Origin of the sequence: Clostridium cylindrosporum DSM 605 (genome assembly GCF_001047375.1) — a bacterium.
In the GTDB taxonomy this organism is placed as follows: domain Bacteria; phylum Bacillota; class Clostridia; order Clostridiales; family Caloramatoraceae; genus Clostridium_AB; species Clostridium_AB cylindrosporum.
The window spans coordinates 98,572-111,459 of the sequence record NZ_LFVU01000002.1 but is presented as its reverse complement, the minus strand read 5'-3'; the positions used below and the strand labels follow the sequence as shown (position 1 = coordinate 111,459).

Sequence of the window (12,888 nt, the reverse complement as noted above, 5' to 3'; positions counted from 1 at the left end):
ACTAGTTATGGTAGATATTATATACATATAGATGTTTTATTTTAAATTATCTTGATATTATATAATTTTAAGGAGTACAATTAAATTAATATAGAATGTTGTATAAAGTTAAATTTAATCAATTTATGAAAAAGTAAAGGGGAATATGTTTATGGAGCAGTTTATTTTATTTGATAGTTTTAATAATAGTAGTATTATACAAAACTTAATAGAACTAAAAAAGGAGTATAAGCAAGAAGTTTATAACAAGACTTTATCAGAATTACTTAGAGAGGGCTATAGACTTTCTTTAGAGGGTAACATATTAAAGTCTTACATATGTTATTTAATCTCTAATGATGAAAATCCACTTACACTAATGGCAGAACATAAGGGTAAAAATGTAGAAAGTGCTATATATAATATAGCACTTAAGGATATCGAAAAAATAGTATACTTATTTAATACCCACATGGAGTTTTGCAATATGGAGGATAAAGGTAATAGCAAGGAAGAAAAAATCCTTAGTATAATGAATAATAATGAAAAGCCAGAGGATATATTAGACCAATTATTAGAATTATTCTATAAAAATGGAGCAGGCCTTATGAATAGATATAAGGCATTTAAATGGAGTCGTGAAGTTGGATTAATTGGAATTGATAAATGTGACCCAATAACATTTGATGAACTAATAGGTTATGAAAGACAAAGAAGTATATTGGTTAAAAATACAGAGGAATTCTTAAAGGGCAATGATGCTAATAATGTATTATTATTTGGTGATAGTGGCACAGGTAAATCATCATCAATAAAGGCACTACTAAATAAGTATAGTAGTAGTGGTCTTAGAGTATTAGAACTTAATAAATCAGATTTTATGGATCTTAATAATATATTATCAGTTATAGGAAATAGAGGAGTTAAGTTTATTTTATTCCTTGATGACCTATCATTTGAGGAATTTGAGTCTGAATACAAAAATATGAAGGCATTAATAGAAGGTGGAGTTGAAGTTAAGCCAAAAAATATACTAATATATGCAACTTCAAACAGACGTCATCTTATTCGTGAAACATGGAATGATAGACAAGGTGAAGACATACATGTATCAGACACTAGACAAGAAAAGTATTCATTATCAGAAAGATTCGGTATAACATTAACTTACACTTCTGCAAGTCAGGTAGAATACCTTAATATAGTAATGGAACTTGCAAAAATTAAGGGTATTGATATACAAGAGGATATACTAAAAGAAAAAGCGCTACAATGGGCAGCCTTAAATACAGGGCGTTCAGGTAGAATTGCAAAGCAATTCATAATGTCCCTAAATACTCTTTAAGAAAATAAAAAGAAGGCTTAAATATTTAAGCCTTCTTTTATTTTTACGATTTATAATCCTTCATTTTTTCCTGAACATCATTTAATGCTTCTCCGAATCTTTGGAAGTGTACAACTTCTCTTTCTCTTAAAAACTTTAATATATCTTTAATAGCTGGATCATCTGTTAAGTTTATTAACCATTCATAGGTTACACGAGCTTTTTGTTCTGCAGCCATATCCTCAGTAAGGTCTGCAATTGCTTCACCTTTAGTCTGTATATAGGTTGCTGTCCAAGGGTTACCAGTAGCATCAGTATAGAATAGTCCTCTTCCATGGTCAGCATAATGTCCAGCAAGTCCAGCTTCATTTATTTCTTTTAATGATGCATTAGCCATAAGTTGGTGAACCATTGTTCCAATAACTTCAACATGGGCCATTTCTTCTGTACCAATGTCAGTAAGAAGTGCCTTAGATTTATTAGTTGGCATTGAGAAACGCTGATTTAAATACCTAAGAGCCGCACTTAGCTCACCATCTGGACCTCCATATTGAGTAATAAGATACTTTGCCATTCTAAGGTCCTTTGAGTTTTTAAGATTTACTGGATATTCTAAAGTTTTAACATAATACCACATACTACTATCCTCCTACTTATAACTTTCCCATGGCCATGGTTGGTTTACCCATTTCTCAGGATTATTTTTGAATGATGAACCAAAGTTTGTAAGCGGTCCATATTCATGTTCATACTTATTTATTAAGCAATTCAATCTATGAGAAACAAGTTCATAATCCCTTGTAGCTTTTTCATCATGTGGAAAATTATCAAGGAATAAGTTAAGCTCTACAGCATAAAATTGATATTTTCTTATAGCATCTAACAAACTATTTCCATGCATATAAATCACCTCATTAAAAATTAATGTATGCTTTCTTTTTGATGATATGGCCTATAAAGATCCATAAATATGGTTCCTTTTTTAAAGGCATTTTCTACTGAAAATAAATTTTCGTAAACTTGAGGCAATACATATGCTTCAGCGTATTCTTTAATGCAAAAACACTTATGGTCTTTGTGCTTGTCTTGGTACATAAGAATTATCTCCCTTTCTTTAAATGTTATCTCTATATATACTATGTAAATTAAATATATTTGTGATACTTATGTAAAGGGTAATTTATAATTTTTTGTAAACATGGAATAGGAATCAATATTAGTTTAAATAGAATTAGTATACAATTTATGGTATACTAATCGGAAATTATTAAAATGGAATAATAGTGTGAGATTCTTACTTTAGGGGGAAGTATTATGGATAAAGTAGCAGTTATAACTGGAGCTACCAGTGGTATAGGGAAAGAATTTAGTAGAAGGCTTGCTGAAAAAGGATATAATTTAATAATAGTTGGTAGGCGTGATAAGTTGTTAAATCAGGTGTCTATTGATATAGAGAAAGAGTTTAATGTAAAAGTAGAAGTAAAGGTTTTAGATCTATCAAATAAAAAAGAATTAGATTCATTTATAGAATTTCTTAAGGAAAAAGATAATATTGAGTTTTTAGTAAATAATGCAGGACACGGTGCAGCGGATACATTTACAAGGGATAAATATGAAAATCAAGAAGAGATGATTAATGTACATATTTTAGCTTCAGTTAAGCTTTGTCATGTTATTTCTCAGGGGATGAAGAAGAGAAAAAAAGGATATATAATTAACGTTAGCTCGATAGCTTCCTTTAATTCATTTCCGACTTCAGGTATGTACTGTGCTACAAAGGGATTTTTGACAAGCTTTTCTCAATCATTAGCATTGGAACTTGCTGATTATAATATAAAGGTTCAGGCTCTATGCCCTGGATTTACAAGAACTGATTTTCACGAAAAACTAAAAATGGATGAAGATAAACTTAAGAATAAAGGTGTAGTTAGATGGATGACACCAAAAGAAGTAGTTAGTACGTCACTAGGCAAGATAGAAAAGCAATTAAAGGTTATTGTTATCCCAGGGTTTGGAAATAAAATTATGTGTGTAGCTTCAAGATTTACTCCGAAGTTTATTTATTATAAAATTGCAGTTAAAGGATGGAAGCTACTAGACTAGATAAAGGAGAAAATATGAAGATATTAATAGATGCAGACGGATGTCCTGTAGTTGACATATCAATAAAAGTAGGAAAAATGTTTAATTTAGAAGTTATTATAATGTGTGATACTTCACATACGTTTCATAGAGAAGGTGTAGAGACTATAGTCATATCAAAGGGTTTAGACTCAGTGGATTTTGCCCTTGTAAACAAAGTAAATAAAGGAGATGTTGTAGTTACACAGGATTATGGACTTGCCGCAATGGTTTTGTCTAAGAGTGGATTTCCTATTAATCAAAACGGACTTATATATGATAGTTTAAACATAGATCAGCTTTTATATAGTAGGCATATATCTAAAAAAATAAGAGATGCGGGAGGAAGAGTTAAGGGACCTAAAAAAAGGCAAAAGGAAGATAATGTTAAATTTGAAGAGAGTCTAATTAATCTATGTAGAAAAATACTAAATATACATAGTTAATACAAAGATTACTAAAGTTTATGGGGTATATTAACTCAAATAGAATATTTTTTTGTGTTTTTATGTATAAATATAAAAAAAATTGACAGAATGTATGAATTTGATTACAATTACATAGAAATAATTTTAAATATCTAGGTAAGATAGAGGTAGCAGTAATTAAGAGTAGTATTGATAAGGTAAGCACGATGACTCAATATGAAAGGGATTATTGCCGAAGTATATTTCTAACGCTTTAAGGGAATATGCTGGTTTTGTACATAATATGTGCAAGACTGTCACAATAGTATTGTGGAGAGCTATCTTTGTGTTTGTAATTTTAATAATGCAAGCCCAAAGTTTTAGCTTTGAGCTTATTTTTTTACCTAAAAATAGGAGAGGAATATGGAAAGCAAAGGATTAAAAAAAGAGATTAGTTTATTCGTAGCTACGATGCTTGTGTGTGGAAACATGATAGGCTCAGGTGTATTTATGCTTCCAGCTACACTGGCACAATTATCAGGACCACTTGCTACATTAATTGCTTGGGTTCTTACAGCAGGGGGTTCAATACTTATAGCAATTTCATTTGCTAATTTAGGTTCAAAGTATCCACAAACAGGTGGTGCATATCAGTATACTAAAGTAGCATTTGGGGACTTTACAGGATTCTTATGTGCATGGCTTTATTGGAATGGTTCTTGGATTGGAAATGCTGCTATAGTAGTTGCGCTTACAAGTTATAGCGCTGCATTAATACCAGCATTAAATAACCCATTATATTCAATAATTTATTCAAGTGCGGTATTATGGATTTTTACTATTATTAACATTGTAAATGTAAAGCAAGCAGGAAAGTTCCAGGCATTTGCTACTGCATTTAAAATTTGTTTCTTTGGACTATTTGTTATTATAGCATTCTTTAGTTTTGACTCAAGTAACTTTACACCATTAATGCCAGCTGGTAAGGGATTAAGTACAATTCCACTTGCAGCTACTTCAACATTATGGGCATTTGTTGGTTTAGAAAGCGCTGCCGTAACAGCAGGAGAAATTAAAAACCCAGAGAAAAATGTAAGAAAAAGTACAATTTACGGTATTATTATAACAGCTGTGATTTATATGTTAATCAGTGTTGTAAGTATTGGGGCAATGCCAAACGATCAGCTAGCAAAGAGTACAGCACCATTTACAGATATATTATCATTAACACTTGGTAGCTCCATTGGAAAACCTCTTACAATAGCAATTGTTATATGTATTTTAGGAACAACAATGGGTTGGTTATTATCTACAGCTCGTGTAGCCTTTGCTGCAGGAGAAGATGGAGTATTCCCTAAGTTTTTCGGGAAGCTACATTCAAAGTATAATACTCCTACTAACTCATTAATTATTGGATCAGTTCTTGTAAACATACTACTTGTTATGAATTATCAAAAGAGTATGGTTGCAGCCTTTACGTTTATAACTATACTAGCAACATTATCATTTTTACCTATTTACCTATTAACAGCTGCTGCAGAAATGTTCTTAATGTTTAATGGTAAGGAAAAGTTTGATATTAAGATATTTATAAAGAAAGCAATTGTTCCATTATTAGCATTTGTTTATACTATATGGACTATATATGGATCAGGCGCTGAGATAGTTATGTGGGGCTTCATTTTAATGTTAGTTGGAATACCATTTTATGTATATAACTATCATAAAAATAAATGTGGTGAAAATTAATATTTACTAAATAGTACTTTTTAAAAGGTCTTAATGAAACGTATGTTTTCATTAAGACCTTTTTATATTTATATTAATTAACATAAATATAAAAATACTTTTTGAAAAATCAATTAATTGGGATATAATTAAAGCATAAATTAAATAATTTGCTAGGGGTGCCAAAATGGCTGAGAGATAATTTATCAACCCTTGTACCTGATCTGGATAATACCAGCGTAGGAAAGCTACTTGAATTTATAGGATTCATTAACATATGTTAAATTCATATATGTTTAGTGTATTTTATATGTGCATACATTTGCAGCTATATCCAAGCTAGGATTATAGCTGCTTTTTATTTTGAAGGGAGGATTAAAATGAGTAATTATAAAATTCCGACTTTAACTATTGCAGGATCAGACTCTTCAGGAGGAGCTGGAGTGCAAGCAGACCTTAAAACATTTAGCGCTATTGGAACATATGGAATGAGTGTCATTACCGCAATAACAGCCCAAAATACTCAGGGAGTGTTCTTGGTTGAGGAATTATCAAATGAAATAATAAGGAAACAAATAGAAGTGGTATGTGAGGATATACCTCCAGTTGCGGTTAAAATAGGAATGGTTTCAAGTCCTGAAATAATACTTGAAATAGTTGAATCACTTAAAAAATACAAACCTAAATATCTAGTTGTTGACCCAGTTATGATATCTAAAAGTGGATATTACCTTCTTAAAGTGGAAGCAAAACAAAATCTAGTAAAATATCTTATTCCAGAGGCATTTATAGTTACACCAAATGTATTAGAGGCTGAAGAAATAACAGGAGTAAAAATAAACTCATTAGATGATATGAAAGAAGCTGGGGAAGCAATTCTTAAAATGGGACCTAAATATGTTCTTATGAAGGGGGGACACCTACAAGGAGATGCAGTTGACCTTTTAATAGGAGAGGATATCATAGAAAGATTTACTTCTGAAAGACTAGATAGGAAAAACACCCATGGTACAGGATGCACATTATCATCAGCAATAGCATCATATTTAGCCCTTGGATATTCTATAGAAAAGGCTGTAGGGCTTAGTAAGGACTATATAACTGAAGCGATAAAGAGAAGTTTTGATATAGGACATGGTGTTGGACCTGTACATCATTTTCATAACTTTGAGAGATAGATGTTTTAAAAGGGGGAATTACAATGTTTCAATTAATAAATAAGGTGAAGGAGATAAATCCACTAGTTCTTCATTATACAAATGAGGTAACAATAAATGATTGTGCTAATATTACACTTGCAATTGGTGCTAGTCCTTTAATGAGTTATTCATATGAAGAGGTAGAAGAAATAGTAAGTATATCAAACTCTGTTGTAATAAATATAGGAACTATGAATTCATCACATCTGGATTTATTTGTTAAAGCAGGAATAGCTGCAAATAAGTATAATAAGCCAGTGATTCTTGATCCAGTAGGTGTATTTGCAACAAAAACAAGAAGTGAATTTACAAGTAGATTATTAAATGAAGTTAAGTTTGATGTTATTAAGGGAAATATATCTGAAATAAAGCATATCGGTGGCTTTGATGTTAGAGGAAAAGGTGTTGATTCTTTTGATAATGAAGAAGATATTTCAGATATAATAAAAAAAGTTTCAAAAAAGCTTGAATGTGTAGTAGTTGCTACTGGGAAAGTGGATCTTATTACAAATGGGGAAAAGGTAATTAAAATACTTAATGGAACAAGTAAACTTAAAAGCATTACTGGAACTGGATGCATGAGCGCCAGCTTAATAGGAAGTTATTTAGGAGCATCAAAGGATGTATTAGGCTGTGCAGCTATGGGAGTTATTACTATGTCTTTAAGTGGTGAGATAGCAGATACTGAAAATCCATCCATAGGAAGTTTTAAAGAAAGTCTAATGAATAGTGTATATGATTTAACAGAAGATAAATTAAAAGAACTTAGTAAAATAGATGAGTAGCGAAAGGTTAAGAGTATAAAATGAAATATTTTAATCTATATTTAGTAACAGACTCTAGTATATTAAATGGGAGAGATTTTTATAATTGTATAGAAGAGGCACTAAAAGGTGGAGTAACTACACTACAACTTAGAGAGAAGGATGCATCAGGTAAAGAATTTCTAGAGAAGGCCATTAAGCTTCGAGAGTTAACTAATAGATACAATGTTAAGTTCATAATAAATGATAGAGTAGATATAGCGCTTATTTGCAGTGCTGATGGTGTACATATTGGACAAAGTGATTTGCCAGCAAATGAAGTTAGAAAGCTTATTGGAGAAGATAAGTTACTAGGTGTTTCAGCTAGAACCCTAGAGGAGGCAATAGAGGCTGAAGAAAACGGTGCAGACTATGTAGGTGTAGGTGCTGTATTTGGCACTAAAACAAAAAAGGATGCAAAGGATGTTTCCCTTGAAACTTTAGAGTCAATAAAAAGCAATGTAAATATACCTATTGTCGCTATAGGCGGTTTAACTTTAAATAATATTGATATTTTAAAGCCTTACGATATTGAAGGATATGCAGTAATATCAGCTATATTAGGGGCGGCTAATATTAAAAGTGAATGTCAAGCTTGGATAAAAAAATTAGATAATTGATTATAAGGTAGGGTGATTATAAACTTATAAGTTTAAAACACTCTACTTTTGATTTTTGATATATTATAATTGTAGTAAGGTAAATAGTATATTAATTATAAAATATTGTATTAAGTAGTAGGGGGATAAATTGAGTAGATTTAAAAAAATAATATATGTGACAGTAGGAATTATATCATTAATACTTGGGTTTATAGGAATAGTACTACCTATACTGCCTACAACACCATTTTTACTTCTTTCATCCTTTTGTTTTGTTAGAGGATCAGAAAAGATAAACATTTGGTTTAAAGGTAGTAAAATCTATAAGAAGCATTTAGAAGAATTTATAAGAGAAAAGTCAATGACACTTAAAAGAAAGATAATAATATTAATATTTGCAGATACTATGATTATAGTATCAATGTTATTGGTAAATAAGCCTGTAGTAACATTGATACTTTTACTTGTTATAATAGTAAAGTTATATTACTTTATATTCAAGATAAAAACTATTAAATTAGAAAATAATTAAGCCTATTTAAAGCCACATTTTATGTGGCTTTTTTTATTATTTCTAGAATACCTGTTTGATTAAATTATATAGATTTTTAAAAAATTAACAAAATTTCACTTGATATTTTTTGAAAAAGGTATATATTATATATTATACTGACTACTCAGTACAAAAACTAAATAAGGAAGGTGAGGATATGAATTTTCTACAAGTAGCAGGTAAGGACATAAAAAGTATTTTACAAAACAGAATAATAAGAGTGTCAGTAATAGCAATAATAGTTGTTCCACTTTTATATTCTTTACTATATTTAGATGCTTTTTGGGATCCTTACAGCAGATTAAATGAAATGCCAGTTGCAGTTGTAAACTTAGACAAGGGAGCAAAACTAGATGGAGATACTGTAAACTATGGTAAGGATATGATTAATGACCTTAAAGATAATACAGATGTAGGCTGGAGATTTACGGGAGAAAAAGATGCAGATCAAGGAGTTGCAGGAAATAAATATTATGCTAAATTTGTAATACCTGAAGACTTCTCACAAAAGATTATTTCTGCAAAGGAAGGAAAACCTCAAGTAGCTAATTTAAAATTAGTATGTAATGAAAAGAAAAATTACTTAGCTTCTCAAATTAGCGCAAAGGTTGAGGAAGAATTAAAAAGAAATATTATTGAAAGTGTTACAGATAATTATGTAACTGGATCATTTGATAAACTGTACGATGTAAAGGATGGACTTACTAGTGCAGCAGATGGAAGTGGGAAGTTATATGATGGAATAAGTAAGTTAAATGACAAAACACCTCAGCTTTCAGATGGTGTTAATAAATTACAAGATGGATCAAATAAACTATATGATGGACAGTTAAAGCTAAATTTAGCAATATCACAAGTTAGTGATGGACTAGGACAAATGAATAATAAGATACCAATGCTAAACACAGGGGTAGATAAGTTATATGATGGTTCAAATGAATTGAAAAATGGTTTAGAGTCTGCAGGAAGTGGATCAAATAAGCTTTCACAAGGTAGTAAAAAGCTTTACGATTCATTTAATGCAAGTATTTATCCAGTAGTGAATCAACTTAAAGAAGGTGCTGATCAATTAAATAGTGCTTTATCAGGAAGTTCTAAAGGAAAAACAGAGGGCTTAGAAGGTGCATCATCAGCTCTTAAAGATGGAGGAGAAAAAATATCAAAGTCTTCAAATGAACTTTTAAATGGATATGGTAAAGTTAAAAGCGGAGTTGATGATTTAATAAGTGGTGTATCAACTTCATCTAAGGTAATGAATTCAGTATCAGAGGATCTTCAAAGGGCTATAGAAACTGGAGATAAAAAAGATATAGAATCGGCACTTCAAAAGCTACAAGCATATAATGAAGCTAATAAAGATGCTAAGGTAAAGCTTGAAAAATTAAAGCAAGGAACAGAAAGTTTAAGTTCAAGTTTTAATGAATATAATAATGGTGTTCAAAACTACACAGATAAGGTAAGCCAGTATGCTGATGCAACAACAAAGCTCGCAGGCAATTTAGGTGCTATAAGCTCTGGTGTGAGTAAAATAAGTACAGGGCTTGATGCTCTTGAGGCAGGACTTAATGAGAAAAATCCAGGTTCTTTTGGAAGTGGATTAAAGGCTGTTTCAGATAATATGACTACATTAAACAGCGGAATAAGTAAGCTGAATAATGGTGCAGGTCAAATTAATGGAGGGCTTAAAGAACTGAAAGGAAGTTCTGTGCAACTTACTGAAGGGGTAGGTGCACTATATAATGGATCTAAACAAATGATGACAGGGTCAGGGGTATTACTTGATGGACAAACTAAATTAAACTCAGGTGTAAGTGAACTAGGTAGCAAAATTCCAGAATTAAAGGATGGAGTAGGAAAGCTTTATGACGGTTCTAAGGAGCTTTCAGATAAGCTAAAGGATGGTTCAAATGAAATTAAATCTGGACTTGTAAATTCATCAAAAACAATGGGAGAATTTGTTTCAAAACCTGTTGAAGTAGTAAAGGCACCTACTAATAAAGTAGCAAATTACGGAACAGGATTTGCCCCATATTTTATGTCTCTATCACTTTGGGTAGGAGCAATTATGATGTTCTTTGTAATATCATCAAAGACAGATGATGATTTAAACACATCTAAGTTTAATAAGGTTTTTGGTAAGTTCTTATCATTTGGATTTGTAGGTATTATGCAGGCACTTTTACTTGGATTTGCATTATTAAAATTAGGATTAAAGCCAACAAACTTATTTGCGTATTTTGGAGTTCTAATATTTTTCTCACTAGTATTTGTTTCAATTGTACAATGTTTAATATCCCTATTTGGAGATGCAGGAAGATTATTAAGTATAGTACTTCTAATATTACAGTTAACTTCATGTTCTGGAACATACCCAATAGAGGTATTGCCAAACATATTTAAGGCATTACACCCTTATATGCCATTTACCTATAGCGTTGAAATATTAAGGGAAGTAATTTCTGCAACTACAATAGATTATTCCTTGATTGGAAAGGATGCCCTAATACTAGGAATAATTATGCTTGTATTCTTAACAATAACTATTGTATTCAAAAATGTAGGTGAAAGACTACAAGAAGTTATAGAAGGAAGAAAGCATTCTGTTGGGAAGGTAAGTGAAGAATTAAATACTAAATAGTTAAATAATACTCTTACTAATAAACCCTAGGATTATACCCTAGGGTTTATTTTTCAAGTAGATTTAAATTTGCTTTTAGGAGGAAGAGAGAATGTATAATGAAAAAATATATAATTCTAGAGATTTAAGGGATTTTCTCAATAATCAATGTAAGTATGAAATTAATATTTCAAAGACACAGAAACAAATACTTGATTCTGCGATAAAAGTATTTTCCCAAAAAGGGTTTCGAGGAAGTAGAATAAGCGATATTGCTAGAGAGGCGAATGTGTCTGAGGGAACCATTTTTAATTACTATAAATCTAAAAAGGATCTACTGTTTGGTCTACTTGTTCCAATAAGTATAGATTTTTTAACTCCTTTTCTTGAATTACACTATGAAAAAAATAAGCTTGAAAGTTGTGGAGAAAATTTATGTAATGAAATGAGTAGACTGTTAGTATATAGATTGAAAATTATTAGCTGTAATTATCCTTTACTTAAAACAATTTTAGTGGAGGCTATGTACTTTGAAGAATTATTTGAGATCTTAAAGGAGGAAATATTTCCGAAATTAACGAAATTAATAGATAGGTTTGTGGAAGGAAATATAGAAAATAATAATTTTAGAAATATAGATAAAAGCCTTATTTCAAGAAGTATTATTAGCTCATTAATTGGGTTTATTATTTTCAATGACCTAGTTTCAGAGTATTTGGTATGGGAAAATAAGGAGGAGGAAATGAGAAAGATGATTGATGTAGTTCTTTATGGAATTGCCAAAGAAAATATATAAAATATTTTGAAAGAAGGAATGAACATGGAAAAAGAAAGTGTTGTTAGTATTTCAAATCTCCAGGTTTCATATGATAAAAATATTATTTTAGATAATATCAGCTTAGAGATTCCAAAGGGGGAAATCATAGGACTACTTGGCCCATCAGGATCTGGTAAAACCACTTTAATAAAAAGTATAATGGGAATGGTAAAGGCATCTCAAGGTGAAGTTGTGGTACTAGGATATAAAATTCCCTCACTTGAGGTTGTACAAAGTATTGGATATATGGCACAAAGCGATGCATTGTATGATGATTTAAGTGCACTTGATAATATATTGTTTTTTGCTGAGTTATATGGAATAAAAGGAAAGATAGCTAAGGAAAGAGCTGATGAGGTTCTAGAGCTCGTTGATCTAATTAATAATAAGAAAAAGTTAGTTAAAAATTTTTCAGGGGGAATGAAAAGAAGACTATCCCTTGCAATATCATTACTTCACAATCCAATACTATTAATACTTGATGAACCAACAGTAGGAATAGACCCTTTACTTAGAAAAAACTTTTGGAATGAGTTTAAAAGAATTAAATCCCTTGGGGGAACAATTATTGTTACTACACATGTAATGGATGAAGCCTATAACTGTGACAGACTATCCTTGATAAGAGATGGAAAAATTATAGCTGATGGTAGTCCTAAGGAGTTAATGAAAATATCTAATGCAGATAATATTGATGAAGCATTTTTATATTTTAGTACTTCAAGGGAGGAAATATAG

The 12,888-nt window shown here is 30.7% G+C and carries 14 protein-coding genes and 2 riboswitches; of the genes, 11 read left to right on the top strand and 3 right to left on the bottom strand.

What is annotated here, in order from left to right:
* Positions 1–151: 151 nt before the first annotated feature.
* Positions 152–1,324 carry an ATP-binding protein gene (locus CLCY_RS13255; protein WP_053083209.1) on the top strand — a complete coding sequence of 391 codons (1,173 nt, stop codon included), beginning with the start codon at positions 152–154 and terminating at the stop codon, positions 1,322–1,324.
* Between the two features lie 43 nt (positions 1,325–1,367).
* Here CLCY_RS13255 and CLCY_RS01110 read toward each other — a convergent pair whose 3' ends face one another.
* The 3 genes from CLCY_RS01110 to CLCY_RS13395 are packed head-to-tail and all read right to left on the bottom strand — an operon-like array spanning position 1,368 to position 2,398.
* Complete coding sequence (locus CLCY_RS01110; protein ID WP_048569296.1) at positions 1,368–1,940, bottom strand: manganese catalase family protein; 573 nt, start codon at positions 1,938–1,940, stop codon at positions 1,368–1,370.
* A gap of 12 nt (positions 1,941–1,952) precedes the next feature.
* Entirely contained in the window at positions 1,953–2,204 is a 252-nt protein-coding gene (locus CLCY_RS01105; RefSeq protein ID WP_048569295.1) for a spore coat protein CotJB, read from the bottom strand.
* A gap of 20 nt (positions 2,205–2,224) precedes the next feature.
* Entirely contained in the window at positions 2,225–2,398 is a 174-nt protein-coding gene (locus CLCY_RS13395) for a spore coat associated protein CotJA (RefSeq protein ID WP_082141648.1), read from the bottom strand.
* A gap of 219 nt (positions 2,399–2,617) precedes the next feature.
* On the opposite strand from CLCY_RS13395, the gene CLCY_RS01100 reads away from it, so the two are divergent.
* The 10 genes from CLCY_RS01100 to CLCY_RS01055 all read left to right on the top strand — a co-directional run bounded on the left by CLCY_RS01100 (position 2,618) and on the right by CLCY_RS01055 (position 12,888).
* Entirely contained in the window at positions 2,618–3,406 is a 789-nt protein-coding gene (locus CLCY_RS01100) for an SDR family NAD(P)-dependent oxidoreductase (protein WP_048569294.1), read from the top strand.
* 14 nt (positions 3,407–3,420) lie between these two features.
* Positions 3,421–3,870 (top strand): YaiI/YqxD family protein, encoded by a 450-nt coding sequence (locus CLCY_RS01095; RefSeq protein ID WP_048569293.1) that lies wholly within the window; start codon positions 3,421–3,423, stop codon positions 3,868–3,870.
* A 136-nt stretch (positions 3,871–4,006) separates the two neighbouring features.
* Positions 4,007–4,180, top strand: a riboswitch (Lysine riboswitch).
* A gap of 74 nt (positions 4,181–4,254) precedes the next feature.
* Entirely contained in the window at positions 4,255–5,580 is a 1,326-nt protein-coding gene (locus tag CLCY_RS01090; protein WP_048569292.1) for an APC family permease, read from the top strand.
* Between the two features lie 144 nt (positions 5,581–5,724).
* Positions 5,725–5,822, top strand: a riboswitch (TPP riboswitch).
* A gap of 117 nt (positions 5,823–5,939) precedes the next feature.
* Positions 5,940–6,737 (top strand): bifunctional hydroxymethylpyrimidine kinase/phosphomethylpyrimidine kinase, encoded by a 798-nt coding sequence (gene thiD, locus CLCY_RS01085; RefSeq protein ID WP_048569291.1) that lies wholly within the window; start codon positions 5,940–5,942, stop codon positions 6,735–6,737.
* Positions 6,738–6,760: 23 nt separating this feature from the next.
* On the top strand, positions 6,761–7,543 hold the full coding sequence (gene thiM / locus CLCY_RS01080) for a hydroxyethylthiazole kinase (RefSeq protein ID WP_048569290.1): 783 nt from the start codon (positions 6,761–6,763) through the stop codon (positions 7,541–7,543).
* Between the two features lie 20 nt (positions 7,544–7,563).
* Positions 7,564–8,181 (top strand): thiamine phosphate synthase, encoded by a 618-nt coding sequence (gene thiE, locus CLCY_RS01075; RefSeq protein WP_048569289.1) that lies wholly within the window; start codon positions 7,564–7,566, stop codon positions 8,179–8,181.
* A gap of 130 nt (positions 8,182–8,311) precedes the next feature.
* Positions 8,312–8,695 carry a YbaN family protein gene (locus tag CLCY_RS01070; RefSeq protein ID WP_048569288.1) on the top strand — a complete coding sequence of 128 codons (384 nt, stop codon included), beginning with the start codon at positions 8,312–8,314 and terminating at the stop codon, positions 8,693–8,695.
* Positions 8,696–8,873: 178 nt separating this feature from the next.
* Positions 8,874–11,354 carry a YhgE/Pip domain-containing protein gene (locus CLCY_RS01065; RefSeq protein WP_048569287.1) on the top strand — a complete coding sequence of 827 codons (2,481 nt, stop codon included), beginning with the start codon at positions 8,874–8,876 and terminating at the stop codon, positions 11,352–11,354.
* Positions 11,355–11,445: 91 nt separating this feature from the next.
* A complete protein-coding gene (locus CLCY_RS01060) occupies positions 11,446–12,129 on the top strand; it encodes a TetR/AcrR family transcriptional regulator (RefSeq protein ID WP_048569286.1) in 684 nt (227 codons plus the stop codon).
* Positions 12,130–12,153: 24 nt separating this feature from the next.
* A complete protein-coding gene (locus CLCY_RS01055) occupies positions 12,154–12,888 on the top strand; it encodes an ABC transporter ATP-binding protein (protein ID WP_152668062.1) in 735 nt (244 codons plus the stop codon).